A 24700-nucleotide genomic window follows, 5' to 3' on the forward strand; every position below is an offset into this window, starting at 1 on the left:
GCACATAACCCCCTTTGGCCACATCTGCACCAAAGGGGGTTACTTTTAAAAATCGTATTGGTCCTCTTTCTTCTGCTTAATATCCTGATAAGTCTCGGTTAACACAACCGTGTCTTCTACTAATCGATCAATCCTTGCTAACACGTCGTGATTGACGATTTCTTTCCTATGGAAGTCAACTTCTTCAATAAATACATAAGTCTGTACGATTTGTGCTTTCATATAGCCTAAAATCGACTTTAAATGTTGTTCTAGAATAAGATAATGTTTTGCTGACCCAGCAGTTGCAAGCATACCAACTACTTTATCTCGGAATGCATCAACTGGCAGTAGGTCGAAAATGTTTTTTAACGTTGCTGGAATTGATGCTTGGAAGATTGGTGTTCCAATAATGATTGCATCAGCATTCATTATCGTTTCTGTTACATATTTAGTGTCACCGTCATAATCTAAATAATTTCGTCCATCACTAAATTGAACTTGATAATCTGCTAAGTCGATTAGCGTTACTTCGGCTTCAGGGTATTGTCTTTTTAACGACTCCATCGTGTAATCCATTGCGGTTCTCGTTTTAGAACCAACAATCGATCCGGATAATCCGACAATTATCATCCCTCTTCCCTCCTCTACTTACGTGTATGCTTCTTAATCTCTGGTAGTATTTCAGACCCGATTAGGTCAATGTTACGTTTTAATTGGTCAAACGGCATGCCACCAAAGTCCATTTGGGCAATATAACGTTGATGACCAAACAATTCGTGCTGATATAAAATTTTCTCAATAATTTGTTGTGGACTACCAATATTCATCACGTTGTGTGGATCAACACCTTGAGCAAAGTTTTGCTTCGGAAATCCTTGTCCATTTGTCTTTTTCATACCTTCATTAATATGAGGATACAATTCTTTAAGTGCTTGTTGTGATGTTTCAGCTGCATAGAAAAAGCCAGCTGTAGCAATCGGTAATTGTTCTGGGTCGTAACCGTTCATGCTAGCCGCTTCACGATAAGCATCAACTGTTCGCTTGAATACAGTTGCCGGACCGCCTAAATGCGCCATGAACATCGGAACGCCAGCATAACCTGCTTTTACAGCACTCGTTGGCGAACCACCTACCGCACGCCAAATAGGCATCCAACCATCTTTTGGACGCGGTAATACGTGGGCATCTTTAAGCGGAGCGCGGTGCTTGCCACTCCAATTAACGACCTCTTCTTCATTAATTTTACGTAATAACTCAAACTTCTCTTCATATAGCTCTTCATAATCTCTTAAGTTATAGCCTAACAATTCAAAGTTCCCAACACGAGATGCTCGTCCAGCTACAATCTCTGCACGACCTTTTGAAATCAAATCAATTGTTGCGAAATCTTCATATACACGCACTGGGTCCAACGTGCTAATAATCGTCGATGAACTTGCAATTTTTATTTTCTCAGTTGCTTGTGCAATTGCACTTAATACAACTGAATGAGCTTGTGTTGTAAAATAATCTTGGTGACTTTCTCCAACACTAAAGAAATCGATACCAGCTTGTTCTGCTAATTGTGATAGTTCTATAATTTCATGTATCCGTTGTTCTGCTGGTATACGCTCTCCTGTATTTGGGTTTGGCAAATGATCGCCTAACGTATATAATCCAAACTCTAGACCGTTATCAGGGTTAATACGGTATTTTTCCATGATGATCAGTCCTTCCATCCTTTTGTTTCTCTTTATTTTATCTTACAATAATATTATCTATTAAAACTATCGCAAATGAAAGTACGCACTTTTTTGAACCATAGTATACTAAAAGATACTGTAAAGGAGTTTTACAAAATGGAAGAACGTCACCCAGAATTATGTCGAGTTGAGGATGCATTAAGTATTCTCGTTGGTAAATGGAAACCGATCATATTGTTACACTTATTACAAGAAGATACACACCGCTTCAATGAACTGAAACGAAAATTACCTGGCATTACACAGAAGATGCTAACGAAACAACTTCGCGAATTAGAAGAGGAAGACATTGTCGAACGTACGGTCTATCCTCAGGTCCCACCTAAAGTGGAGTACGCCATTAGTGAATATGGTCGTAGCTTAGAACCGATTCTTGAAGCTATGCATGAATGGGGCCAAAATCATACTCTACGAAAAAACCAAAAAAACAAGGATGAAAGTTAAAGCTCATCCTTGTTTATTCTAACTCCTCATTTAAGTAATTTAATAAATCCGTTAACTCTTCATACCTTTCATCACTAATGACATCATAATAAAGAAAGTCGGGTTTATAATCTTGCTTCAACCTTTCATTCAACGCTTGAATGTCTTGCTCAACATCTCCAATTGACTTAATATAACGTTCTTGAATCGTTAAATTTGAATAACTATGATCAAACTTGACTTGGTCATTTAATATTTGACCTGTGAATTTTGGGTGTAACTTATTTTTATCTTCTAAAAATAGTGTGTGATCACTAACAATCTCATCGTGACTATATACCCTTAAAGTTAAATCAAGCGTATCATTAATGACTAATTCTGCTCTTCTTTGTCCGAGTGTTGCAACAATATAAACATTGCTATCAGATAAATGAAAATCTCGTTCAATAAAATAATCTTTAAACTGTTGCAATGCCTCTTGCACCTTTTCAAACTTCGCTTGGCGATAATATTTTGAATCAGCTAATCTTTGATTAACCTTATGATAGTGCTTATAAGCTTTCTTTAAATTACGCTCTAGCTCTGACAACTCTAAATCAATATGCACCATTTCTTTCGCATGATCAAAAAATCCCATTCTCACATCCCCCCTACTTCATAATTACGCCTATGTTTTATCGTATATTCTTGTCTTATAACGATTTTATAAACTATTAATCTATTAGAAGTTGAAGGAATTGAAATAGAAACGAAAAGAGAGCAAAAATAATAGGTTATATATATTAGAAAGACTACTCCCTTCCTCATATACTATAGTAATAGTTTTGGGGGAGGTTTTATTATGCGATATTGTCGTTTTTGCTTACCTGGATACCGTTACTGTGGACCAGGTTGTAGTGGTCCAGGCAAACCTGTCAATAAGGTTGACCGAGCCTGCCGTCAACATGATGAATGCTATTATACAGGGATTAACAGAAAAAAGTGTGATCAAACATTCATTCGTGAACTAGACCGTTTATCAAGCAGATGCACACGCGAAGCTCGACACGCTCGTACCATTCGCAACGTTATGAAAATACGGCAATTGTTTTACTGGTAAAAAAACAAAAGGCTGCATATAAACAGCCTTTTGTTTGTATATACTATTTTCCGTCTACAACTTCTTTCAAGATTTCGAATGATCGGATTTGTTTTTCTCGGTCATAAATATACGTAATTGCCATGATTTCATCAACATCGAACTGTTCTTGGAAACTTGTTAATTGGCGTTTGACGGTTTCTTTACTACCAATTAGTGAAGCACTCGTCATCGAATCAACGATTTGTTTTTCTGATGCTTTGTAATAGTCTTCAATGTTGTCGATTGGTGGGTTTAATGGCGTTTGCGTCCCTCTTACAACGTTTAAGAAAAATTGTTCTAACGTCGTTTTCTCGCGGATCGCCTCTTCATCTGATTCTGCTGCAATAACATTTAAACAAACCATCATATATGGCCCGTCTAAATACTCTGATGGCTCAAACTGATCACGGTAGATTTTAATAGCCTCTGCCATGTGACGAGGAGCAAAGTGTGCTGCAAATGCATATGGCAATCCTAATTTCGCTGCTAGCCGAGCAGAATCTGTTGAAGAACCTAAAATATAGACAGGGATATTCGAATCAACGCCTGGATAAGCCTTCACAAACCCTTGTTTCTCAAGCGGTCCGAAATACTTTAAAATCTCTTGCACATCATTTGGGAAGTCATGAACAGAATCATGTTTAGAACGTCTAATAGCACTTGCTGTTAGTTGATCAGTACCAGGTGCTCGTCCTAACCCAAGGTCTAGTCGATTAGGATAAATCGTCTCCATCGTTCCAAACTGTTCAGAAACTATTAATGGTGAATGATTTGGAAGCATCACACCACCTGATCCGACACGGATGTTCTTTGTATGTTCTAACGTATGTTTCATTAACATCGTTGTCGCAGAGCTGACTAATGTTGATGTATTGTGGTGTTCTGCAATCCAATACCTTTCATATCCTAGTTCTTCAGTTGCTTGAGCTAATTCAACCATCGCATCAATCGCTTCTTTAGCCCCTTCACCTTTTCTAATGGGAACTAAATTTAATACAGATAACGGAATATTTATATTACTCATATTCAAAAGTCCTTTCATTGTTGGAATGTTCATTACAATCGTATCAGCTTGTTCATCAACTTTAAATTAATTTGCTTTTGTACAATAATATTATCCTTCATTACACCATTTTTAATAGAAACGCTTTAATTGATCAACTTGTCTTATCTCACTTAAGTAGAACTTTCATAGAATAATACAGGGTTATAATTAAGGGGGGACTTAAATGACATTAAGAATTATGAAACTACACATTGAGGCTGAAACAAGTGTAAACACCGAACCTAATTCAACTAAATTCTTCTATATTACTGATGCTGAAACAGCACCGGACTCTACTTTATCAATTGATGCTGCTGATTTCTTTGATGATACTGGTACAGCAGTAACAGAACTACCTGAGTTAGAAGAACACAATAGTTATTATAATGTTTACATTAACGGTGTTTTACAAATGGATGATATTTCTGTTTATACACCTGGAGAAACGCAGACTGGTTCATTAGATATTAATGTACCTGACGAAGGTGAATCAATTTTAGAAGGTGTACCAGTAGTATTAGAGGTTGTTAACTTCACACCAACTTCCGATACAGATATAGCAACATAAAAAGAAATAGAGGGATCCTATTTTATTAAGTAGTTCCGATACTGTGGAGAAACAATACAATTAACACATCAAACAGCATATTAATTGGTATGCTGTTTTTCATTGGTATAGCAACATTTATTGATAAATAGCAAGCTAAATAACAACCTAAATATCATTACGACAATAGCTATTGTCGCTTTGCGAATTGAGGTGCGATTTGCTATACTAATCCGACTTAAAATTCAAGAAAAACGTTGTCACATCAATAAAAAATAGAGTGCTAAAACCGTTGCGATTTTGCACTCTATTTCGCTTGTTATTTTGTATTTTCTCCACCAAAACGGAACTACTTACTATTTTATGGGCCCTCTATTTCTTATTGATAGAGGGCAATATACTGTAAAATTATAGGCGCTCCCTCTATTGGGGCATCATTAGTATTTAATGTTAGCCTCCCTTCTACAACATTGTAAGTATTAGGAGGTTGTAACACACCGTTAATATATAAATTTATTATTGAAAATTTATTCGGGTTCAAAATGCCACAATTGCCATACTCGGTTAATTCATCACTATTCGTATATACTTTTCGCACTCCGTCGGAACGAGTATTATACTGATAAGTCTTACCTTTCATAGGTTCTTTACTCACCTTTAACCTTAAAATTAAGTCAATGGTTGTCGTTTGCCAATCGTATACTTGCTTAGTTGATATAACTTGCCGCTTCTTTGACCGTTTTTTCACCCGATTCACCTTCCTCTACTACTATTAACTTATGCAAAACTTTAAAAGGTGTTTGGCCATTCAACGAGGTAGAAACACTGTGCGATTTAATTATTTTCCCTTCATAACACTTATTAAACCAAACAAAAGACTGAAACTAACCATAATATATTAAAGCATTTAATAGAAAGGAGGGCGTAATCACAATGAGCAGAGAAATTTGCTCCATTATAGAAAACAATGGAACAGTTAATTGTTATTTGACCGACCAATTTGGGATACCCTTACCTGTTAATGAAGGAATTGAATGTGCCGAAGTTGATCCTAATAGGCGTCGTGATGTCAATGTAACATTACCGTCTGGGGAAGTCACGACGCTTCAAGAAGTCACACTGTTTAAACGAGGCTTTATTGTAATCGAAGCTTTTGATAACGAAGCTAGGCGTAGCCTTTACAACGGTTAATATAGAGCCAGACACTCCACCTACACAAGTAACAATCACCGCAACAACAACAGTAGACGGTGAAGACTTAGGGGAAACAATAGTACTGACTGTAGGTTGTGAGGACCGAAATTGTGCAATTACAATTGAAGCACCAGCACTTATTACGTGTGAAGGGGAAATTACGGGTACCGTAACGTGTGACGGTATAGCAGTTGAAGATGCTGTAGTAGAATTTAATAATTTTCCTATCGTCGGTGAATTTAACCCAAATCCAGCTACAACCGATGGATCAGGGAATTATTCCACCACACTAACAGTTCCCGAATCAACCCCACTTATATCAACTGTTATTATGGCTACAACGACGGTTAATGGTGAAACAATTACAGCAATGGTTAGTCTTCATATAGAGTGTCCGTTAGAGGAATGCCCATGCAAATATAGAATTGGAATTCAAGGTAACGCAGCGCCAGCAACTGTTAATGTAACCCAACAAAGTACGCCGACAACTTTCCAAGGGACAATCAATGTTACTGCTATTCAATGCTTTACGGCGAGTGCTATGTGTAATCCAGCTATAAACAACTTTAATATTTCTTTCGGATCAGGCGGAAATACGATTAATTTTGTGATGGGTAGAAGGATCAACATAGCGTGTGATGGCAACAACTTCGCTAGAGTTCACGGTGTCGCTAATGCGACTGGCAATGTATTTAATGGTATTTTTGATGTATTAATAGAACTGCAAATTAGTCCTTCCAACATTGGAACGTGGACGATTATTGCTTCTGACTTACACGGCAATACTTTCTCAACAACTTTTTCCGCTATAGTAAGCCCAGCGACGTTCATTGGCGACTGTTCAGATGTCCCATAATAAAGACTCCAATCAATTGAGATTGGTGTCTTTATTTACTCAGATTCTTCATCATTATACTCTTCATTAACGACAAATGTCATCGTCGCTTCGTATTCTATACCGTCCTGCTCAAATTCTGCTCTGATTAAATAGTAGTCCGCATCCGCTGTTTCCCAAGCAATTTTGCCATTCAAATCTGTAACTAGCTGCAAGTCTTTAGACGTGCTTCGTTGGATTACAGCGACTTCTTCGTCTTCTACTGGCTCTCCATCAAACATTAATTGTGCAGTTACATAATCACCTGACTGAACGGTTAAAGGGTTAAACAGTGGTACGATCTCCCCTCTGTTACTCACTTGTGGTTCATCAAATCCTGTTAGTTGATTCATCTCACTTAACGTCGGATTTTCTTTCGCACCAATAAAAGATTTAGCCGTCCTCACTGTAGCCTTTTCCTGTTCTCCGTACTTAAAATCTCCTTTTGCAATAACTGTATATAACCCTTCTTCTTCTACAGTAAACGAACCGTTATAAAAGTTATTTAATCCGGCACGGTCATCATCTACTTCTGAAACTTCACCCATATAGTAAAATTCATCTGTCACATTCACCTCTTCGTTAGAAGGGGTTTTGACAACAATTTTAGAATCTTGAATTCCCCAATTACGGTCAATTCGATAACTCGTATGTTGATCAGAGTGATTGCCTAAATATAAACTAACATATGCATTCTGACTTGTTTCAACCATTGGGTTATTGGATTCAATCCAACCATTGTGCGCAAAAGTTGTAATGGATGACAATAATATTAAAAGAAATGCTACACTTACTGACATGAACTTTTTACTCATCAGTGACACCTCACAAAATCAATCTCACTTTGTAGCGTTCCAAAAATGATTGATAATATCCTGAAATATACTTCTTGTATTCATAATGTGACCGTTCTTACAAACACTAAAGCGTAATGAATACATGAGGAGGCATTATTATGAACGAAGGACATGAAGACATTATAACGGTTTACGATGAAGAAGGTTTAGAGAAGGAATTTTCAGTTGCTGGTATGTTTGACATGCATGAACAATCATACGCTTTATTAAAAGATGAAAATGAAGTGTTTGTCATGCGTGTCGAAGAAGAAGGTGACGATCAATATTTAGTAAAGATTACAGACCCAGATGAAAGAGCATCCATTTTAGAAGCGTATGAGATCGCAACTGAAGCAGAGTTTGGTGAGGAGTCCTAACTCAATATGAGCAAAAAAATCGTTGAAGCGATCCCAAATGACATAAGGGAGAAATACTACAATGAAATTGATGGGTTAAAGTTTACTAAAAATTTTCGCTCGATGACGGCTGAAGAATGGTACATCTTCTTACCTTCTTATGCAGAACCAAACACCAAAGGAGCAGCAGGTAAAACTATAATACATTACAACATATTTGATAATAAAGAAGTTTTTATTAATACGACGATCATTTTTGAAGATCCGGCATTATTTGATCCTAGTATTCATCCTTTCGTTTACTTATTATGTGATGAAATTGTCAATCAGCTTGTAGGGTATGCTGATACGTTGTTATCCGTTCATGCAGGAGAAAATTCATATAACGCTGAGTATAGAGAGTAGAGAATGGGAACACCCCTTCTCTGCTCTTTTTTAATTTAATTAAACAACTATCGAAACATCTTCATAACTCATATAAATATCACGGTGAGAAAAAGGAGGTTATTTTTATGAGTCAAGATACATTAAGTCAATTTGTTTATGAATTAGAAGAATGGGTATCTGATCTAAATGATAAATGGCAGCGTTTTAAGTTAGAACAAGGTGATGAGCTTAACGAAGAATTATCCAATTATGATCAGAATCTTAATAAATTTGTCGAGGCAGTGAGGAATTATCAAGAACGTCAAGAAATGTTGTCTCATGACATAGCACAGGAATTACAGAGTGAAGCAGCTTATTTATTCCATCGTTGGAACGAATTATTCAAGTCAGATCATAAGGGTAAGGAGCAAAGTAATGATCATAATCGTTTTGTACCAATCGGAGGGCATGAGCTTCCTCCACTCCCTTATGCTTATGATGCACTTGAACCTTATATTGATGAACGTATTATGAGACTTCATCACGATAAGCACCACCAAAGTTATGTAGATGGATTAAATAAGGCAGAAAGAGAAATGCAAAAGGCAAGACAAACAGGTGACTTCGACCTGATTAAACACTGGGAGCGAGAAGCTGCTTTTAACGGTGCAGGTCATTATTTACACACGATTTTTTGGAACATTATGAGCCCTGAAGGCGGTGGTGAACCAAGTGGTGAATTACTAAATGCCATTAATGAATCGTTTGGTAGTTATGATCAATTTAAGGAACATTTTTCTGAAGCAGCCAAAAATGTAGAAGGTGTCGGTTGGTCAATATTAGTTTGGTCACCACGTTCACATAGGTTGGAGATTTTACAAGCTGAACGACATCAAGACTTATCACAATGGGACGTGATTCCACTACTTGTCCTTGATGTATGGGAACACGCCTATTACTTACAGTATGAAAATGACCGTGACGCATACGTTGATGTATGGTGGAACATTGTAAATTGGGATGAAGTTGAAAGTCGGTTTAACACAGCAAGAGAAGTTAAATGGGAGCAATATTAAGGAGAGGAGATTTTCTTATTCACTCTCTTTTAAAATCTAAGATGCAAAATTAAATCTTTAAAGGTCTACTAATCTTGATTAAAAAGAGAAAAGTGTAACCATTTAAAAGGCTACACTTTTCTCTTTTACTAACTAGACATCGGTACTTGATGTTGGATACGACCTTCTATACGTTCAAAAATATCTTCTAAACTCCGTCCTGTGATCGTTAGTCCATGATTTTTTAACCCGATGATGGCTCTTGCAGGATCTTCTTCACTTCTTATAAGTTCAGCTACTCTTTCTGCTAATTGAATTGTGCCGCATGGATAATTAATTTCCGTTGCTTTTACACCATCTGCCCATGCATGAATGTGGACGATTGCTCCTACATCTGGATGCTCCTTATAAATCATCCAATGCTCAATAGCATCAACAGACGCCCGCTTCGGTGTTACATTTGGTGGAACGCTAATTTCCATAGCACTCTTCTCTTCATTAAACCCTTTAATGTATAACATATCTTGCCCAATAACCTTCATGTCTGCTTTATTAATACCACTGGCACTCATCCAAAAACTAGTTTCATCTTCTCGGCAACTAAGGTTACCATAACTAAGACCGCCTATGCCATAAAGTTTCTTTAACTGCCTTAAGTCGCGTTTAGTTAAGTATTTTTCAATTGGAAAAGGGGCTGGCAAAAGGTTCATACGGTCTAACTTTTTGCCTGACTGTGATAACTTGTCAGTACGTTCATTTCCATTCCAAAGCTCCTCTTTCAAATCATCACTAAACTCATTGTTAATAACGAGTTGCGAAGAAGCAACTGGCTCTAACCTTTCGAATACTTTACTAAAGAATTCATCCTCTTCACCCTCATAAGGTATGTTGTAAAAACCTTGTTCAGGTGTAACAAAATAAACTTTCGTTTGACTTTCATGATGTACTATATACATTAAGTGATTCGCTAATGATCTAATTAAATATGGATAAGCCTTTTGAAAAGTATTCATCATTTTATGGTTTTGTTCAATAATTGAAATAACGAATGTTGCTTGTGCATGCCTACGAAAAGCTCGTGGTTTGTCTGGGTCTAATACATTAAAAACAACACTCAAGTCTTCATCAGGTTCAGAACAATACTTATAACCTTTCTCTATAAACTTTTCCTTTAGCCCGTTTGTAAACCAAGTTAGAAACTGACTTTGCTTTGCACCCGTTACGATAAAATTACTCATTTAAAAACCTCCTCGTTAGTCTCTTAAGTTAGTTAGGTTCAAATACAACTTTCACTGCAGAACGATTTCCTTTCTTAGTAGCGGTTTCTAAAGCTTGTCTATATTCTTCTAAAGGGAAATGATGCGTCACAAGTGGTGATAAGTCGACTTTTCCTTGCTGCATAAGATCGATGGCAATATCAAACGTCCTTCGATTTTTACCTTTATAAAACTCACGACTATAGGCAAAGCAACCTTTAACTTTTAACTCGTTCATCCAAACTGTTGTCCAATCAATCCTTTCCATTATGCCTGCTAAACCTATTAAAACGACTTGTCCCCCACTTTTAGTAAACCTTAAAGCATCGTGAACACTTTGTTTTCGGCCTACACATTCATAAATTATGTCAGCTCCCCCTTCGATGACTTCTGAACCATAGATCGGGTTTAACACTTTAGCTTCGAGTGAGTCTGATAACTCCTCAACATACGTTGAGTGATTAAAATTGACGACTTTATTAGCACCATAATGGTAAGACAAATCTCTTTGAAGATTATGTTTTACTAACGCGATGACATTACATTTTATGTCCAATGCTCGAATAGCCGCGATCACCGCTATTCCTATGACACCTCCACCGATAATGAGTACAGTATCATCGTCTTTAGGTGGGTTTCTCATCACACTATGAAGAGCACAACTAAACGGTTCGACCATCACGCCATTTAAATCGCTAACTTCATTTGGTAGTCTAAACACCTGACTTTTATGCGCCACAACATGAGTTGACCAACCTCCACCTGTATCTCGACAGGCGCCGATTAACAAACCAGGAGAGACGTCCCCTTCTGTTTTATGTATACATAAACTAAAATTACCCTTCTTACATTGAGGGCATTTATTTTGTATGCCCCTCGGCTCACATGACAAGACTGGATCAATTACTACGCGATCTCCAACTTCAACATCAGTGACACCTTCTCCAATTTGCTCAATTTCCCCTACAATTTCATGCCCAATTGTGAAAGGAAAGGAAGCGAATGGTGATGTAGCAGGACTATCGTTCAACAATATTAAATTAAGGTCACTACCACATATCCCACTATACTTCACCTTAATCTTTACCCACTGTTCATTTGGCAATGTTGCATTATGATCTTCTACAAACTTTAGACAAGATAATCTAGAGTTCCAATAAATTGAAGACTTAAACTTCCCCCCAACTTTACTCATGACATATCGCGGTAAATTATAATTAAATTGTAATGCACCCATAACCAATCACCTTTTATTTATTGACTTTATGGTTATTTTGACCAACTTAACCCAAAATTACTCACTATTGATTAATTTTTCCATAAAACCTTCGTCAGTTTGTAGACTTTGATTTCCTCTCTTGTTCTTTTAACGCTTCTTCGTAATCAAACTCAACTAAAGCAACAACCATTTTCTCAAATTCTTGGTAAATCCCTTTTATAAGCTTAACCATACAGCCACCGTCCTAATGTATATATTTGCCATTATTATTTGTAGAATATGGTTGTAATTATGTATGTCACGAAAAGAATTTATATTTTTTCTATTTTTATCCATAATAAATAGTGTTAATAAAATGAGGTTAATTTTGGAGATGAGGTGTAATAATGTTTTACGCACTACTAAAAAATATTGCTAGGCTCATCATTCCTTTACGCTTTAAAGTCAACGTAACAGGAAAAGTAAATATTAATTTAGACGAACCTTTAATCATTGCTTCTAATCACGCAAGCGCCTATGATCCACTAATACTCGCCTGTATTATCGATCAGGAACTACACTTCTTAGCTAAAAAAGAACTTTTTAGAAACCGAATACTAACCTGGTTTTTAACTAACATGAAAGCTATTCCTGTCGACCGTCACAGTGGAAATACCATTGTACCTGTGAGGAAATGCTTAAAAGTATTAGGTGAAAATGGAGTGCTTGGCATTTTCCCAGAAGGAACACGTTGTAAGGAAGGAGAAACAATAGAACCTAAAAAAGGGGTTGCCTTCTTTTCTTATAAAACTACAACACCGGTGTTACCTATTTACATAAGTTATTATAAACAAGGCATACGTCCAATTGTTGATGTTCAAATCGGTAGCCTAATCCAACCAGAATTACAGCAACACCTGAACTACACTGCTTATACAAACTTCGTCATGAATAAAATTACAACCCTTAAAAATCGCAGTCTTTATACTAGAGGCCTTACAGAAGACCAACACGAGCGAAACGAAAAAAATAGTGTAGGTAAATCTATAACAAAGACTTGATTTAAAATTCATATTTATAGGTGATGATTAACTAATGTATCATTTTATCGTTAATACCAATTCAGGAAGTGGCCGAGGATTCAAACGATGGGTACAAATAGAGTCGATTCTTTTAGAACGAAAGATTGTTTATGATGTTAGCTTTACTAAAAAGCCCAATCACGCAACACAACTTGTTCATGATTTAGCTCATGACAGTCCCAATGTTAGTGCGATCATAATAGTTGGTGGTGATGGCACTGTACATGAAGCTATTAATGGATTACAGAATTCAAATGTACCTTTAGGGATTATCCCAGCCGGTTCTGGAAATGACTTTTGTAGAGGGATGGGGATTCCACTTAATTGTGTCGAAGCACTGGAGCGTATATTAAAAAACGAAAAAAAACTTATAGATGTCGGACATATTAATAATAAAGTCTTCGCCACTATTGCTGGCATTGGCTTTGATGGGAAAATTGCAGCAGAAACTAGTCGATCAAAGTTAAAGAAACTCTGCAATGTGATCAAAATTGGAAGTATACCTTACATCTTAGCCATGTTAAAAGTGATGTTAAGCTACAAACCAACTGATGTAAACCTTCGTATTGATTCGAAAGCATCATCACACGAAAATGTTTGGTTAATTGCCATTGCTAACACACCTTTTTATGCAGGTGGTATGAAAATATGTCCAGAAGCAAGAAACAACGATGACCTCTTTGAAGTGTGCATTGTTAAAGGGATTTCTAGATGGAAATTGCTAAGGATTTTTCCATCTGTCTTTAAAGGCCAACATATTAATCACCCTGCCGTGAGAACTTATCAAGGTAAGAACTTAATCATATCATCAAATAATCCAATGATTGCACACGGGGATGGGGAAATCGTTGGTGAAACACCATTTAACATTAAAATACTCCCATCATCAATCTATGTTCTATCATAAATGAGCAATGGATCTAATAAGAAACACTCCAAAAGTTTTTAAGCTCTTGGAGTGTATTCATAATTAATTAACTTTAAATTGATTAGCTGCTTGTTGTAATTCTTCAGCCATGTGTGACAATGCATCTGTTGCTGATGTTACTTCTTCGACACTCGCTGTTTGTTCTTCCGCAGCACTTGCCACTTCTTCAGCAAGGCTTGAAGCATTTTCAGTTTGTGTTGAAACGTTCTCCATAGAATTAACAAGTTTATGACTTCTTTCATCGATCTGTTTAATCGATTCTGACACTTCTTCCATTCGTTGTGAAACGAGAGTTACTGCTTGTGCAATGTCTTCAAACGAATGACCTGCTTTATTGACAAGTTCTTTTCCTTCATCTACGTTTACTACGCCGTTTTCCATTGATTGAACAGCATGTTGCGTTTCATTTTGAATCTCAGTAATAATGCTTGAAATTTGGCCAGTCGATTCAGTGGATTGCTCAGCTAACTTTCGCACTTCATCGGCAACAACGGCAAACCCTTTACCATGTTCACCAGCACGCGCAGCCTCAATTGCTGCATTTAAAGCAAGTAAATTCGTTTGTTCAGAAATGTCGTTAATAATATCTAAAATCTTCTCGACTTCTTTAGATCGTTGATTCAAGCTTTGAATAATATCACGAGTTGATTCTGTATTTTTACTAATTTCATCCATTTGGCTAACGGCTTGTTTAACGACTTGTTCACCACTCACCGCTTGCTTAGATGTCGACTCAGATGATTCATTGACGCGTTCTGCCCTAGATGAGATCTCTTCAATATCTTTAGAAATGTCAGATACATACTCCGTTGATTCTTGTACTTGTTCAACTTGCCCTTCATTTCCTTCAGATACTTGTTGGATTGATTGAGCAATTTGTTCTGCTGCTCTCGTCGTTTCATCTGCATTTGCGTTTAACTGTTGTGATGAAGCGGCTACTTGTTCTGACGACTCAACCACTTTCTTAATTAAACCATGCATTTGATCTAACATTTGATTGTATTGCTCTGCAAGACTTCCGAATTCATCTTGACTATTCACTTCAATTGGTTGTGTCAGATCACCATTGGCTACATTTTGTAACCCTGTATGAATTGTTTTAATTTGCCTATTCATGTATCGAACGAAGAAGAAGACAACAATTAGACCGACAACTACTGAAACAAAACCAATTAACAGCATCGTCTGTGCAGTGTCTTGTCTCAATAGTGTTGCTAGTTTAGACATTTGAAAGTCAATCGCTGCAACACCAATCACTTCACCTTGGTCATCGTTTAATGTCGTTGCAAGCGTTATAATCGATTGATTTGTTGCAGCATCTAAATAAGGCTCTGTCCATATAACTTCACCTTCATTCGCAAGAGCTTGTGAATACCAATCACGTTCTGTTGCATCATAGCCTGATAAATCAGCTTCAGGAATATCATGCAAATATAGTGAACCATCAGGAGTTCCGAAATATAAATTTAATATATAATCATAACCTTCGGCGTAATCCGTTAAGTATTCTTCATAAAATGCAGTCATGTCAGGATCATTAGTAGAAGGCACATTATCATAATTAACATCCGAATTTGGTATATCAAACGATGTATATTGGAGTTCTTCTTCCTGACTATATGTATTTAAAAGCACTTCATATTCCTCAAACACTTCAGCCGCCGCTGAACTCTCTCTTTCTAATTCAGCCTTAGGTATGACGACACGTTCTAACACAGATGATTGGCTGTACGAGACAAAAACGACTGTAACTAGTGGAACCACTAATAATACGAGCATAATGACAGCCAACTTTAACCTTATTGATTTCATAATATATTCCCCCTCAATCATGTAGCTTAATAATTATATCGGCTTACACAACCAAGAGTTTAGAATTTTCTAATACTTGCCCTCCTATTATTTCCTCTCTTGTATTTCCCAGGCAAGCGCACAATACGACGACATCAAACAAAAAGACGCTATTCTTTCGACAAAAATCACTAAAAACTAGTGACATATTTAAGACTAAAAGACTAATAGAATATAACGAGCTTCAAAAAACATTCACAAAAAGGAGGAATATGATGCTTAAGTCGATTACAGCTGCCAGTGATAGGCTTGTTCAACGTTACTTACCTGATGCGTTTCTATTTGCTATTATTTTAACGATTATTGTATTTGTTCTTGGATTAGTCTTTACAGGTAGCTCACCGGTTAACATGGTTGAATACTGGGGGCATGGTTTTTGGGATCTACTAGCATTTGCGATGCAGATGTCCTTAATTGTTATTACTGGGTACATTTTAGCTAACACACCTTTCATAAAAGGAATCCTATCTAAAATTAGTAATATGGCTAATTCGCCTGGTCAAGCAATCGTTCTAGTAACTGTTGTAGCATCAATCGCCTGTTTAATAAACTATGGGTTCGGTCTAGTTGTTGGTGCTTTACTTGCCATACACGTTGCCAAACGGATCCCTTCTATTGACTATCGAATTTTAATTGCGGCGGCTTACAGTGGTTTTCTACTTTGGCACGGCGGTTTTTCAGGATCTGTACCTTTAACAATTGCAACTGAAGGTCACTTTTTAGAAGATTTAGTAGGCGTGATCCCGATTACGGAGACATTGTTTAGTGAACTCAACTTATTTATCGTATTTATTTTATTAATCACTTTACCAATTCTAAACTGGTTTTTACTAAAAGCTCGAGATGGTAACTCTAGCATTGATCCAGAACTGCTAAAAACGCATACACAAGTTGTTGAAGAGCAAAAGTTGGAGAAGAAAGATTTAACACCTGCAGAACGACTTGAACATAGCAAAGTTATATCCATGATCATCGGTATACTCGGTTTAGCCTTTATCATCTATCACTTTGCGACAAGTGGATTTGATTTAAATATCAATATAGTAAACTTCATCTTCCTGTTCTTAGGGATCCTACTTCATAAGACACCTCGTAAATTTTTAAATAGTGTGTCTGATGCTGTTAAGAACGCTGGCGGGATTATTATTCAATTCCCGTTTTATGCAGGGATTATGGGGATGATGGTAGCTTCAGGACTGTCTGAGCAAATGTCCACGATGTTTGTTAACATTTCAAATGAAGTTACTCTGCCGTTATTCGCCTTTATTAGTGCAGGGATTGTTAACTTTTTCGTCCCTTCTGGTGGCGGACAGTGGGCGGTTCAAGCTCCAATTATGATCCCAGCCGCACTAGAGATTGGAGTCGACACAGCCAAAACAGCGATGGCTGTTGCTTGGGGAGATGCTTGGACCAATATGATCCAACCATTCTGGGCATTACCATTACTCGCGATTGCTGGACTTAAAGTTAAAGATATTATGGGTTTCTGTTTAATCATACTCGTATGGAGCTTCATACCGATTGCCATTGGCTTACTATTATTTTAAATAAATCAAGTCCCACTATGTGTTCATCACCTGGTGGGACTTTTTTTATAAAGATTAGCAATCGATATACCAATTACAATTAGAACAGTACCAATCATTATGTTAGCCGTTAACGGTTCATTTAATAATAACCAACCGAAAAACAAACCAAACACCGGTACGAGTAACGTCGAAATTGTTGCCGTTACCATGTCGATCACACTCAATAATATAAACCAAACAGTAAAACAAAGCGCAGATGCTAATACGCCAGTAAATAAAACATAGTATACACTCTCCAAGTTCCATACTATTGCCTGGTCAGATTCTGTGATCAAAGCCACAATGGTAATTGCTAAAGCGCCAAAAGCCATCTGATAACCGTTAACTTGTAGCTGTGACATCCCCTTTAAAAATAAACGATAGTATATGTTCGATAACCCCCATGAAATGGCAGCAACGACGATTAACATTTCACCCAAAACCGTTGCAGCACTTTGAGCTAACCATAAATCCCATCCTAATATGGTTAATAAACCTATTAACCCAACTGCTAAACCAACAACTTGTGGTTTAATTAATCGATCTTTCAAAATAAACATAGCTAACAAACTGCTCCAAATAGGCATTGAGTATAAAAGAATAGAAGATTTCCCCGCTTCTACAAACTTAAGCCCATACATAACGAGTAAAAAGACGATCGCTGTTTGAAGTAGACCTACTATAAATAAATGCTTCCAATACTTTCGTTCTGGCAATCCAACTTTGAAGAATAGCAATATACCAAACATCGTAACAGCACCAACACCGAAACGAAAAGCCGAAAACGTAAAAGGCCCCATATATTGAAGTGCTTCTTTCATTAAAGTCCAAGCATATCCCCATATAATTGTAATACTTAAGATAAGCAGTATAACAACCCATCTGTTTTGTTTTATGTAATTCATCATACGCATTTGTCGTTCATCCACTGTGAAAATCAACCACCTATTTTTCCATTTCTCTTATTCTATCATTTGCCTAAGCAAATAAAAACTCAACCCGCAAATTGGGCTGAGTTCTATTAGAATAATGTATCGAAAATTTGAATCGCAATTGGTCCCATTAAAACGATGAATAGTAACGGGAATATACAAAACACCATCGGTAATAACATTTTAACCGGTGTTTTCATTGCTTGTTCACGTGCTCGCTGAAGTTGTTGTTCACGAATCCGCTCAGTTTGAACTCGAATTACTTTCGACATTCCAACCCCGAGACGATCTGCTTGAACGAGTGAGCGAATCACATTTTGAAATTGATCAGACGGAACGCGATCGCGCAAGTCCGATAACGCAATTTCTCGTGAGTTTCCTAGTTTCATATCTTCAAGTGCCACTTGGAATTCATCAGCAAGCGGGCCTGTAACCTTTTCACAAGATTGAACCATAGCTGAGTCTAACCCCATACCAGCTTCAACTGATAAGTTCAACATATCAAAATAATCAGGCATCATCTTTTCAATTTGTTTAAGTCGATTTTTCCGTCTCGTGTTCAAGTTAGCCATTGGATAAATGAAACCAATTAAGCCAGCAGCACCACTTATTAACAACACTTGACTTAACGACTCAGTAGAAGGAAACAGTAAAAGAAAAACAACTAAAAATAACCCAAGTCCTACAGTAAACTGTATTAACCTAAAATCTACTGCTGTTAAATTTTTCGGGTTACCCGATTCTTGTAACTTTTGCTCAAGCGTTTTAATTGAATGGCCTGACATTTTACCTTTCATGAGTGTCCTTGCTTGAGTCAACCCTTTTTGGACGAACTGGCTGTTTGCTAATTGTCGCTTTCCTTCACCTTCACCCTCTAGTTGCTCACCTGGTCTACTAGACAACCGGTCAGCTCTTTGTTCTATGTTAATCTCCCTTTTCATAAAGAAATGAAGAATGCCTGCTACAACTAACGTCAAAAATACAAACGTCGAAATAAAAAATATAAACTGTGTCATCGTCTACACCTCAACTTGGACGATTTTATTAATTAGTAGCCACCCAATAACAAAGAATAGCCCTCCAAAAATAATTAACATCCAACCGAATATATTCGTAAATAACGGTTCAAAAAATCCAGGGTGAATAACATTAATCACTAACGCTAACCCAATTGGTAAAAGAGAGATAATCCAAGATGAAATTCTTCCTTGTGCTGTTAACGTACGTACTTCATCTTTTACGCGCAATCGCCCTTGGATCGTATCTCTTAATGTCTCTAGTAAAACTGCTAGATTTCCACCAGACTGCCTTTGAATTAATAAAGCTGACACGACCATTTCTAAATCTTTGTTCGGAAGTCGTTTAAGTAAATGACTAAACGCTTCTTCATAAGAACCACCTAAGTTAATCTCTTTAATCGTTAGTTCGAACTCTGGTCCAATAGGGTCTGGCATCTCTTTTGCCACAACTTGCATCGATTGCATAAAACTAAAGCCCGCTCGCATCGAGTTAGACATTGTGCCCAACGCATTAGCGAGTTGGGTAACACTTCGATTAAGACGTTTCTTAGTTTTTATTTTCAAGTAAAGGCGTGGTAGATAGAACCATGTTAACAAGATCGATAATAATGCGATCCAAATATTTAACCACGCCATTAAAATGAAGAACGTAAAAAGAACAAACATGACTCGAACGACATAAAACTCTTGTAATTTTAAGGATATGCCAGCGACAACTAAACGTTCCTCCCACTGGTTACTTATAGGTTTCCAAGGTATTTGATTTCCTAACCATGAAACCCAGCGCATCATCGTACTTTGCTCTTTCTTTTCACTCTTCTCTTCTACTTCCTCTTCTTCGCTCGTCATATTATCTAATCGACGGTCAATGTTTATTTTATGACGAAAAGCCCATAAAAACGCAGATCTAAAAATGATAAAGAAGAATATAAACGAAAAAACTAAAGCGAATAACATCGATAAACTCATAACTACCACTCCCCACGGAACAAGCTAGGTGGTAGATTTATACCGTTTTGTTCAAGTCGATCTATAATTTGCGGGCGAATACCAGTCGGTTGAAAGTGCCCTTCAATCTTCCCACTTGGGCTAACACCCGTCTGTTTAAACACGAATATATCTTGCATAACAATTGTATTCTCTTCCATACCTAACACTTCTGATATGTGAGTTATTTTGCGCGTCCCGTCCTTCATACGTGACTGATGGATAATTAAGTCAATCGCCCCTGCAACTTGTTCACGAATCGCTTTAATAGGAAGATCCATTCCAGCCATCAACACCATCGTCTCTAAACGCGCTAACATGTCACGCGGACTATTGGCGTGTCCTGTTCCTAACGATCCATCGTGACCTGTGTTCATCGCCTGAAGCATGTCCAACGCTTCCGCACTACGTACCTCACCAACGACAATTCGGTCTGGTCTCATACGTAACGAGTTTCTAACAAGGTCACGGATCGTAATCTCACCTTTTCCTTCAATATTTGGTGGGCGAGATTCTAATGGAATAATGTGATCTTGGTGTAACTTTAATTCTGCCGCATCCTCGATTGTTATAATTCGGTCTGTATTTTGAATAAATGATGATAAGACATTTAATGTTGTTGTTTTACCTGAGCCTGTCCCACCACTAACAAAAACATTTAAATAAGATTGAACACACGCTTTTAAGAAATCAGCCATCTCTTGATTGAAAGTCCCGAACCTCAATAAGTCGTCTACCTTAAACGGTTCCTTAGAAAACTTACGAATCGTTAACGTTGGTCCATTCAACGCAAGAGGCGGTATAATCGCATTTACACGCGAACCATCTGAAAGTCTTGCATCGACCATCGGATTACTTTCGTCGATTCGTCGTCCTAAAGGGTTTACAATTCGTTCAATGACATTGGCGACGTGGCGATTATCTTTAAACGTATGATTTGTTCTCGTAATCTTACCGTTACGCTCTACGTAAATCTCGGAGGGGCCATTAACCATAACTTCAGTTACTGTTTCATCATGAATAAACGGCGTAATGGGTCCTAATCCGATTAAATCATTTGAAACAGAAGAAGTGACATCTTTTTTCGCTTCAAAAGTTAGTCGGTCGCCTTCTTCTTCTAAAAAAGGTTCTGCTAACTCTTCAATTGTTTCTTTTAATTCATCTTGTGAAAGGTCTTGGTATTGCTTTAACTCTTCAATTAAATAATCACGTAACCGCGTTTCGATTACTTCTTGGTGTGTTTTCGGGCGTTTTTCTATCGGTATATTGAATACTTTCTCCTCGTCTCCAGCCTGTGTTTGATTCATTCGTTTCATTAATGACATGTAAAACCTCTCCCCATTTCATTAATTAAGCATTGACTGCCTTTTTAAATAACACACCTTTTTTCTTGATTGGTTGATCTTCGTCTATTTTTCCTGCTAGTTTTAAGATGGCTTTTGCGGCTGGAGCTCTAGGTGTTGATGCGACTAGAGGAATTCCTTCATTGACTGAAGTCACGACATTTTTCTCATCATTTGGAATCTCAGCAAACGTTGACTGGCCTAAGACATTTGTTACTGTTTCAACCTTCATTCCTTTGATCTTCTTTGATTTGCGGTTAACGATCACTTTTAAAGGCTTCTTAATATGGATCGACTCCATCGTTTCTAAGTAAAGCTTACAGTTCTTTAGTGTTGGTAAGTCCATTGAAGTCACTAAAATAACTTCATCAGACTGCTCTAACGCAACGATATCTGTTTCAATTAACGTTGGAGGTGTATCGATAATAATCCAATCGTATACACTTTTTAACGCTTCAATGGCTCTTTCAATATCATCACCAGTGACAGCCTCCGCAAATTCTGGTCTAATAGGTGAAGCTAATAGGTCAACCCCGGATTCATGCGATGTCATATAGCTCTTTATATCCGAATGACTACTAGCTTCCTTCGTCCACTCATAAATCGTTTTCTTCGGTTTTAAATCTAAAAATAAATCCACATCACCAAACTGAAGATCAAGGTCAATCATTGCAACACTATTACTCTGTTTCGCTAAGGAAACTGCTAGATTCGTACTAACCGTTGTTTTACCGACACCGCCTTTAGTACTACAAATCGTAACAACTTTTCCTTGTTTCTCTTCATGATTTTGCCATGGTGAGGACTGGTTTCTTTTCACTGTTGGAAGTTCAGATAATCCTTTTAAGACATCGACGTAAGAGTACGGTTTATCGATTACATCGATCGCTCCAGAACGAATCACTCTCTTTACATCAACTTGATGTTCTGGCATGCATAGAACCGTTGAGACATTTTCATATTGAAAACTAATCTCTTCACATAACTCATATAAATCACGGTCATCATTTTCATAGATTAATACAATCATGTCTTCTTCTGGTTCAATTGCTGACTTAAGCTCATGAACAGATTCGAACCATTGTAGGCTATGACCTAATTCCTGTGCAGCACGTTGTACACTTAACGTTTGGTTTAACTGATTTGTAATCCCTAGTATTTTCATTTAGCGAAACACCCCTTCGTGCAGGTCGTCTTCGTGAACATGTGTACGGTCTGGCTCAATACTGTCATCATCTTGATCACGTAACATTAAGTAAAGATCCCATTTCGTCGCAAACCCTAGTGACAAACCTTCATAAGGCTCTACTTCTAACGTCACCTGTTGGTAATTCGCAGCCTCTTCAGCGCTATGAGTGGCATGGCCAATCGCAAGCACACGCACTTTTTGTAATAAAAGTGTTGCCGCATCGTGCTGATCACCCTCAACTTCTTCAGGTGTATCAATAACCGTTACAAGATCGACAAAATCTCCAGGTTCAATAAAACCGGAAACACCTTCTACATAATTAACCTCTATAGACATCGCACGCTTTCCTTCTTCGATTGGCAACATCTCTTGGCGATGCACTTCATCCTCTTCACTAGAAGCATCCATTACCTCTTCACTTTCTTCTTCCTCTTCTTCTACATCAGTTTCTTGCTCCTCAACATTGACCTGCTGATCATTCACCGTGTCATCTTGTTGACTAAAGACTGCAATATAAAGCGTAATTGAAGCTAAAAAACCAAAAACAACAGCCCAAATCCAAATACGTCTTGACTTCATTGCTCTCCCCCTACTCCATATAAACGAAGATGACTAGACTAACTGTTGTGAGATTTATATTTTTATATAATCGATATAATTTAGTCCGACGCAGGATCGACTAGACGGACGACGTTAACATTGGCATCTTCAGAACAACCTTCAATACCACCACATAGAATGTCTTCGATTTCGTCGCCGGAGGTGTATGTTTCTAAGAATTTACCTATAATTGCATGTTTTAAATCTTCATCTTCTCCCAGAACATCCTCTTCGACACCTTCCCCAACTTCATCATCAACTGCTACTAGCCAGAATGCTGCAAATCCAGTGATTTCAATACCCGTTTTTCCATTAAGATCGTCCTCATTAATGCAATGATCCCCCCGGTCTGTTTCTTCATCATCGTCTGTAATAACACAAACAGTTGGTACAAGTATTACTCTCTCACAATCTAAGGTTGCAGTATTATAATTATGGCATGCATCATCTTCATCTGTACTTAACCAGTCCTGTAAAGTATTTCTCCAATGACCAACGCTATTTCCATTTTCAGTAGGTATTTCATCACCTATTGTTACTTCATAATGAGAATATACTAAACTATCCTTAAGACTATCGCCATAATCTAGGAACCCAAAGTTTCCACCAACACTACTTGGACAATCACTATCTGAACCTGAAGAAACCCGCTTTAAGCAGATATTGTCCTCAGTGTTTAACTCATAATCACTAACGAACATAGGAGACACATTCTTCCCAGTATTTAAAAATGAAAATATCGCTTTGGAAGACGCAAACACATCCGCATCGCTGAAATCTAAAACATTAGCAAGTGTTAGGTCTTTATTTCGAATAACTTCCCCTAACACATAATCATCTGTTACCGTTAAAGCCACATTGTAATCAGAACCACTAACTTCTGAAACGTACCTCTTATCGCCTTCTACAGAAGTTTCTTCATCAAAACTGAGCGCAACGCCATCATCTGGAAAACCGTTTTGTTCAGATACATATCTGAATTCACCGACAACATCACCCTCCTCTTCAAAAGATTCATAAGCCGCAGCTAAAACCGCAGCGTCCATCGTTTTTTGCAATTTACTACGTTCTGCATACAATAAACCACCGTCTATGACTAAAGCGGCAAAACCGAGTAATACCACTAAAGACAATGCAACAAGAACTAAGATTCCACCATCTTCACTCTTCGACCTGACTTTAAGCATTTCTAATAATCTACCCATAT

Annotated in this window: 27 protein-coding genes; 11 read left to right on the forward strand and 16 right to left on the reverse strand. The window is 37.4% G+C overall.

The genetic code is table 11. From position 1 onward, the window contains the following. Nucleotides 1-45 precede the first annotated feature (45 nt). Together AHA02nite_RS04115 and AHA02nite_RS04120 are read right to left on the reverse strand one after the other, a co-directional pair. Nucleotides 46-612 carry an NADPH-dependent FMN reductase gene (locus AHA02nite_RS04115; RefSeq protein ID WP_146814672.1) on the reverse strand — a complete coding sequence of 189 codons (567 nt, stop codon included), beginning with the start codon at nucleotides 610-612 and terminating at the stop codon, nucleotides 46-48. A gap of 14 nt (nucleotides 613-626) precedes the next feature. Beyond that, nucleotides 627-1682 carry an LLM class flavin-dependent oxidoreductase gene (locus AHA02nite_RS04120; RefSeq protein ID WP_146814674.1) on the reverse strand — a complete coding sequence of 352 codons (1056 nt, stop codon included), beginning with the start codon at nucleotides 1680-1682 and terminating at the stop codon, nucleotides 627-629. Between the two features lie 138 nt (nucleotides 1683-1820). On the opposite strand from AHA02nite_RS04120, the gene AHA02nite_RS04125 reads away from it, so the two are divergent. Beyond that, on the forward strand, nucleotides 1821-2168 hold the full coding sequence (locus AHA02nite_RS04125) for a winged helix-turn-helix transcriptional regulator (RefSeq protein WP_146814676.1): 348 nt from the start codon (nucleotides 1821-1823) through the stop codon (nucleotides 2166-2168). 13 nt (nucleotides 2169-2181) lie between these two features. Here AHA02nite_RS04125 and AHA02nite_RS04130 read toward each other — a convergent pair whose 3' ends face one another. Then, entirely contained in the window at nucleotides 2182-2784 is a 603-nt protein-coding gene (locus tag AHA02nite_RS04130) for a hypothetical protein (RefSeq protein ID WP_146814678.1), read from the reverse strand. A gap of 204 nt (nucleotides 2785-2988) precedes the next feature. Here AHA02nite_RS04130 and AHA02nite_RS04135 point away from each other — a divergent pair, with 204 nt between their 5' ends. Then, on the forward strand, nucleotides 2989-3246 hold the full coding sequence (locus AHA02nite_RS04135) for a phospholipase (protein ID WP_146814680.1): 258 nt from the start codon (nucleotides 2989-2991) through the stop codon (nucleotides 3244-3246). 43 nt (nucleotides 3247-3289) lie between these two features. Here the strand turns inward: AHA02nite_RS04135 and AHA02nite_RS04140 are convergent, their stop codons facing one another. Beyond that, nucleotides 3290-4291 carry an LLM class flavin-dependent oxidoreductase gene (locus AHA02nite_RS04140; protein ID WP_146815107.1) on the reverse strand — a complete coding sequence of 334 codons (1002 nt, stop codon included), beginning with the start codon at nucleotides 4289-4291 and terminating at the stop codon, nucleotides 3290-3292. Between the two features lie 205 nt (nucleotides 4292-4496). On the opposite strand from AHA02nite_RS04140, the gene AHA02nite_RS04145 reads away from it, so the two are divergent. Beyond that, nucleotides 4497-4880: a DUF4183 domain-containing protein gene (locus AHA02nite_RS04145; RefSeq protein ID WP_146814682.1), complete on the forward strand. Its 384-nt coding sequence runs from the start codon at nucleotides 4497-4499 to the stop codon at nucleotides 4878-4880. A 358-nt stretch (nucleotides 4881-5238) separates the two neighbouring features. On the opposite strand, the gene AHA02nite_RS04150 is transcribed toward AHA02nite_RS04145, so the two are convergent. Beyond that, nucleotides 5239-5607 carry a DUF4183 domain-containing protein gene (locus AHA02nite_RS04150; protein WP_146814683.1) on the reverse strand — a complete coding sequence of 123 codons (369 nt, stop codon included), beginning with the start codon at nucleotides 5605-5607 and terminating at the stop codon, nucleotides 5239-5241. 185 nt (nucleotides 5608-5792) lie between these two features. Here AHA02nite_RS04150 and AHA02nite_RS04155 point away from each other — a divergent pair, with 185 nt between their 5' ends. Continuing rightward, complete coding sequence (locus AHA02nite_RS04155) at nucleotides 5793-6050, forward strand: hypothetical protein (RefSeq protein WP_146814685.1); 258 nt, start codon at nucleotides 5793-5795, stop codon at nucleotides 6048-6050. Further along, nucleotides 6013-6909 carry a hypothetical protein gene (locus AHA02nite_RS04160; protein ID WP_246118809.1) on the forward strand — a complete coding sequence of 299 codons (897 nt, stop codon included), beginning with the start codon at nucleotides 6013-6015 and terminating at the stop codon, nucleotides 6907-6909. Before AHA02nite_RS04155 ends, AHA02nite_RS04160 begins: the two co-directional genes overlap by 38 nt. Nucleotides 6910-6944: 35 nt before the next feature. Here AHA02nite_RS04160 and AHA02nite_RS04165 read toward each other — a convergent pair whose 3' ends face one another. Next, on the reverse strand, nucleotides 6945-7742 hold the full coding sequence (locus tag AHA02nite_RS04165) for a DUF4198 domain-containing protein (RefSeq protein ID WP_146814687.1): 798 nt from the start codon (nucleotides 7740-7742) through the stop codon (nucleotides 6945-6947). A gap of 140 nt (nucleotides 7743-7882) precedes the next feature. Here AHA02nite_RS04165 and AHA02nite_RS04170 point away from each other — a divergent pair, with 140 nt between their 5' ends. The 3 genes from AHA02nite_RS04170 to AHA02nite_RS04180 all read left to right on the forward strand — a co-directional run bounded on the left by AHA02nite_RS04170 (nucleotide 7883) and on the right by AHA02nite_RS04180 (nucleotide 9561). Beyond that, nucleotides 7883-8140, forward strand: a complete 258-nt coding sequence (locus AHA02nite_RS04170; protein WP_146814689.1) for a DUF1292 domain-containing protein — start codon at nucleotides 7883-7885, stop codon at nucleotides 8138-8140. A gap of 6 nt (nucleotides 8141-8146) precedes the next feature. Further along, nucleotides 8147-8524 (forward strand): hypothetical protein, encoded by a 378-nt coding sequence (locus AHA02nite_RS04175; RefSeq protein WP_146814691.1) that lies wholly within the window; start codon nucleotides 8147-8149, stop codon nucleotides 8522-8524. A 107-nt stretch (nucleotides 8525-8631) separates the two neighbouring features. Then, on the forward strand, nucleotides 8632-9561 hold the full coding sequence (locus tag AHA02nite_RS04180) for a superoxide dismutase (protein ID WP_146814693.1): 930 nt from the start codon (nucleotides 8632-8634) through the stop codon (nucleotides 9559-9561). 128 nt (nucleotides 9562-9689) lie between these two features. Here the strand turns inward: AHA02nite_RS04180 and AHA02nite_RS04185 are convergent, their stop codons facing one another. Then, on the reverse strand, nucleotides 9690-10778 hold the full coding sequence (locus tag AHA02nite_RS04185; protein ID WP_146814695.1) for a class II aldolase/adducin family protein: 1089 nt from the start codon (nucleotides 10776-10778) through the stop codon (nucleotides 9690-9692). Between the two features lie 28 nt (nucleotides 10779-10806). Continuing rightward, the gene (locus tag AHA02nite_RS04190) at nucleotides 10807-12033 is read right to left on the reverse strand and encodes a zinc-dependent alcohol dehydrogenase (RefSeq protein ID WP_146814697.1); all 1227 of its coding nucleotides are present in this window, start codon (nucleotides 12031-12033) and stop codon (nucleotides 10807-10809) included. Nucleotides 12034-12401: 368 nt separating this feature from the next. On the opposite strand from AHA02nite_RS04190, the gene AHA02nite_RS04195 reads away from it, so the two are divergent. Then, nucleotides 12402-13055: a lysophospholipid acyltransferase family protein gene (locus AHA02nite_RS04195; protein WP_146814698.1), complete on the forward strand. Its 654-nt coding sequence runs from the start codon at nucleotides 12402-12404 to the stop codon at nucleotides 13053-13055. A gap of 34 nt (nucleotides 13056-13089) precedes the next feature. Further along, a complete protein-coding gene (locus tag AHA02nite_RS04200; protein WP_146814700.1) occupies nucleotides 13090-13983 on the forward strand; it encodes a diacylglycerol/lipid kinase family protein in 894 nt (297 codons plus the stop codon). A 63-nt stretch (nucleotides 13984-14046) separates the two neighbouring features. Here AHA02nite_RS04200 and AHA02nite_RS04205 read toward each other — a convergent pair whose 3' ends face one another. Further along, nucleotides 14047-15816, reverse strand: a complete 1770-nt coding sequence (locus AHA02nite_RS04205) for a methyl-accepting chemotaxis protein (protein WP_170235965.1) — start codon at nucleotides 15814-15816, stop codon at nucleotides 14047-14049. Nucleotides 15817-16070: 254 nt separating this feature from the next. On the opposite strand from AHA02nite_RS04205, the gene AHA02nite_RS04210 reads away from it, so the two are divergent. Then, complete coding sequence (locus AHA02nite_RS04210; protein ID WP_146814704.1) at nucleotides 16071-17402, forward strand: short-chain fatty acid transporter; 1332 nt, start codon at nucleotides 16071-16073, stop codon at nucleotides 17400-17402. Nucleotides 17403-17428: 26 nt separating this feature from the next. Here AHA02nite_RS04210 and AHA02nite_RS04215 read toward each other — a convergent pair whose 3' ends face one another. The 7 genes from AHA02nite_RS04215 to AHA02nite_RS04245 all read right to left on the reverse strand — a co-directional run bounded on the left by AHA02nite_RS04215 (nucleotide 17429) and on the right by AHA02nite_RS04245 (nucleotide 24698). After that, on the reverse strand, nucleotides 17429-18352 hold the full coding sequence (locus AHA02nite_RS04215) for a DMT family transporter (RefSeq protein ID WP_246118810.1): 924 nt from the start codon (nucleotides 18350-18352) through the stop codon (nucleotides 17429-17431). Between the two features lie 92 nt (nucleotides 18353-18444). Next, nucleotides 18445-19371: a type II secretion system F family protein gene (locus tag AHA02nite_RS04220; protein ID WP_146814706.1), complete on the reverse strand. Its 927-nt coding sequence runs from the start codon at nucleotides 19369-19371 to the stop codon at nucleotides 18445-18447. Nucleotides 19372-19374: 3 nt separating this feature from the next. Beyond that, on the reverse strand, nucleotides 19375-20343 hold the full coding sequence (locus AHA02nite_RS04225) for a type II secretion system F family protein (RefSeq protein ID WP_146814708.1): 969 nt from the start codon (nucleotides 20341-20343) through the stop codon (nucleotides 19375-19377). A 2-nt stretch (nucleotides 20344-20345) separates the two neighbouring features. Further along, on the reverse strand, nucleotides 20346-21686 hold the full coding sequence (locus tag AHA02nite_RS04230; RefSeq protein WP_146814710.1) for a CpaF family protein: 1341 nt from the start codon (nucleotides 21684-21686) through the stop codon (nucleotides 20346-20348). A 25-nt stretch (nucleotides 21687-21711) separates the two neighbouring features. After that, a complete protein-coding gene (locus AHA02nite_RS04235; protein WP_146814712.1) occupies nucleotides 21712-22869 on the reverse strand; it encodes an AAA family ATPase in 1158 nt (385 codons plus the stop codon). Continuing rightward, nucleotides 22870-23472 carry a Flp pilus assembly protein CpaB gene (gene cpaB / locus AHA02nite_RS04240; RefSeq protein ID WP_146814714.1) on the reverse strand — a complete coding sequence of 201 codons (603 nt, stop codon included), beginning with the start codon at nucleotides 23470-23472 and terminating at the stop codon, nucleotides 22870-22872. It abuts the gene before it with no gap. A gap of 80 nt (nucleotides 23473-23552) precedes the next feature. Further along, a complete protein-coding gene (locus AHA02nite_RS04245; protein WP_146814716.1) occupies nucleotides 23553-24698 on the reverse strand; it encodes a Tad domain-containing protein in 1146 nt (381 codons plus the stop codon). Between the last annotated feature and the right edge of the window lie 2 nt (nucleotides 24699-24700).

Source organism: Alkalibacillus haloalkaliphilus, from assembly GCF_007991275.1.
GTDB lineage: Bacteria > Bacillota > Bacilli > Bacillales > Alkalibacillaceae > Alkalibacillus > Alkalibacillus haloalkaliphilus.

Coding starts and splice junctions, on each gene's coding strand:
- AHA02nite_RS04115 (WP_146814672.1), bottom strand. CDS start 612: ATGATAATTGTCGGATTATCCGGATCGATTGTTGGTTCTAAAACGAGA.
- AHA02nite_RS04120 (WP_146814674.1), bottom strand. CDS start 1,682: ATGGAAAAATACCGTATTAACCCTGATAACGGTCTAGAGTTTGGATTA.
- AHA02nite_RS04125 (WP_146814676.1), top strand. CDS start 1,821: ATGGAAGAACGTCACCCAGAATTATGTCGAGTTGAGGATGCATTAAGT.
- AHA02nite_RS04130 (WP_146814678.1), bottom strand. CDS start 2,784: ATGGGATTTTTTGATCATGCGAAAGAAATGGTGCATATTGATTTAGAG.
- AHA02nite_RS04135 (WP_146814680.1), top strand. CDS start 2,989: ATGCGATATTGTCGTTTTTGCTTACCTGGATACCGTTACTGTGGACCA.
- AHA02nite_RS04140 (WP_146815107.1), bottom strand. CDS start 4,291: ATGAGTAATATAAATATTCCGTTATCTGTATTAAATTTAGTTCCCATT.
- AHA02nite_RS04145 (WP_146814682.1), top strand. CDS start 4,497: ATGACATTAAGAATTATGAAACTACACATTGAGGCTGAAACAAGTGTA.
- AHA02nite_RS04155 (WP_146814685.1), top strand. CDS start 5,793: ATGAGCAGAGAAATTTGCTCCATTATAGAAAACAATGGAACAGTTAAT.
- AHA02nite_RS04165 (WP_146814687.1), bottom strand. CDS start 7,742: ATGAGTAAAAAGTTCATGTCAGTAAGTGTAGCATTTCTTTTAATATTA.
- AHA02nite_RS04170 (WP_146814689.1), top strand. CDS start 7,883: ATGAACGAAGGACATGAAGACATTATAACGGTTTACGATGAAGAAGGT.
- AHA02nite_RS04175 (WP_146814691.1), top strand. CDS start 8,147: ATGAGCAAAAAAATCGTTGAAGCGATCCCAAATGACATAAGGGAGAAA.
- AHA02nite_RS04180 (WP_146814693.1), top strand. CDS start 8,632: ATGAGTCAAGATACATTAAGTCAATTTGTTTATGAATTAGAAGAATGG.
- AHA02nite_RS04185 (WP_146814695.1), bottom strand. CDS start 10,778: ATGAGTAATTTTATCGTAACGGGTGCAAAGCAAAGTCAGTTTCTAACT.
- AHA02nite_RS04190 (WP_146814697.1), bottom strand. CDS start 12,033: ATGGGTGCATTACAATTTAATTATAATTTACCGCGATATGTCATGAGT.
- AHA02nite_RS04195 (WP_146814698.1), top strand. CDS start 12,402: ATGTTTTACGCACTACTAAAAAATATTGCTAGGCTCATCATTCCTTTA.
- AHA02nite_RS04200 (WP_146814700.1), top strand. CDS start 13,090: ATGTATCATTTTATCGTTAATACCAATTCAGGAAGTGGCCGAGGATTC.
- AHA02nite_RS04205 (WP_170235965.1), bottom strand. CDS start 15,816: ATGAAATCAATAAGGTTAAAGTTGGCTGTCATTATGCTCGTATTATTA.
- AHA02nite_RS04210 (WP_146814704.1), top strand. CDS start 16,071: ATGCTTAAGTCGATTACAGCTGCCAGTGATAGGCTTGTTCAACGTTAC.
- AHA02nite_RS04220 (WP_146814706.1), bottom strand. CDS start 19,371: ATGACACAGTTTATATTTTTTATTTCGACGTTTGTATTTTTGACGTTA.
- AHA02nite_RS04225 (WP_146814708.1), bottom strand. CDS start 20,343: ATGAGTTTATCGATGTTATTCGCTTTAGTTTTTTCGTTTATATTCTTC.
- AHA02nite_RS04230 (WP_146814710.1), bottom strand. CDS start 21,686: ATGTCATTAATGAAACGAATGAATCAAACACAGGCTGGAGACGAGGAG.
- AHA02nite_RS04235 (WP_146814712.1), bottom strand. CDS start 22,869: ATGAAAATACTAGGGATTACAAATCAGTTAAACCAAACGTTAAGTGTA.
- cpaB (WP_146814714.1), bottom strand. CDS start 23,472: ATGAAGTCAAGACGTATTTGGATTTGGGCTGTTGTTTTTGGTTTTTTA.
- AHA02nite_RS04245 (WP_146814716.1), bottom strand. CDS start 24,698: ATGGGTAGATTATTAGAAATGCTTAAAGTCAGGTCGAAGAGTGAAGAT.